The sequence below is a fragment of the Halomonas sp. 3F2F genome, from assembly GCF_014897805.1.
Lineage (GTDB): Bacteria > Pseudomonadota > Gammaproteobacteria > Pseudomonadales > Halomonadaceae > Vreelandella.
Genome location: NZ_JABUZE010000062.1, coordinates 1 through 902, shown reverse-complemented (window position 1 = coordinate 902; position 902 = coordinate 1). Strand labels below are relative to the sequence as shown.

General features: G+C 46.5%; 1 protein-coding gene. It reads left to right on the top strand.

The features are described 5' to 3' along the window. On the top strand, positions 1 to 394 hold a 394-nt coding region (locus tag INT21_RS07160; protein ID WP_226930606.1), incomplete at its 5' end, for an MbcA/ParS/Xre antitoxin family protein. Positions 395 to 902: the final 508 nt, after the last annotated feature.

The window sequence follows — 902 nt, the reverse complement described above, 5'->3', positions numbered from 1 at the left end:
AATATTATCTGCGTCTGTGTGTCCGGGAAACTATAACCACTTCATGATGGTGATGGTGATGGTGATGGTGATGGTGATGGTGATGGTGATCAAAGAGGAATCTATGCAGCCTAAACAGAAAAGCCTTGAAGTCATGCCTAATCAAGCATGCACAGCAGGTAAAAACCAGCAAACAGTCGAGCTGGATCAAAAGCTAGAGCGGCTAAGCAGAGTCGCATATATCAGCATGTTAGCTTTAGATGTGTGGGAAGACAAAGACGCTGCTATTGCCTGGCTTGCTCGACCAAACCAGGCATTGAACGGTCAAGTTCCTATAATGCTTTGCAAAGCTGAGTCTGGCTCGAAACAGGTACAGCGAGTGTTACTTGCTTTGGAGTGGGGTGGCTCTGCATAACGGACTCTTTTGATCGTAAGTGCTGAAGGCAGGCACAACCTCTCGTCAAAGCCAAAAACGTGACCCTATGGTAGATACACGGCTCAAAGAGAAAAATACGACTGAAGTACTGGAGGCTGCTGAACGGCTCTGCGGCACTGAATTGCTGGCTCATATATAGTTTCATGAAGAGCCTACAGACGTGGTCGCTTACAAGACTGCCGAATATTTAGTGGTTTTTGATCGAGAAGCTGACCTTATGCTCTATCTGCAGTAGTTAGAAGCTGGGGCAACCGGATAACCTTCAAGCGGAGGATGGTGTAAAAAAGAGAATGGTCGCTATTTTAGTCAGATTACGGCCGAGGCTGTGTGAAAACCCAAAATCAGTTGGCGATGACATTAATCAGCCGCATCGGCACTATTAACGGCTAGCAGTTTGCTTCAGAAGGCCTTCATTTATCATTTCCACATCTTAAGCTATTCGAAAGTAAGCGTCCATTCCGCGACGTTCTGCCACCCCGCTAAAATT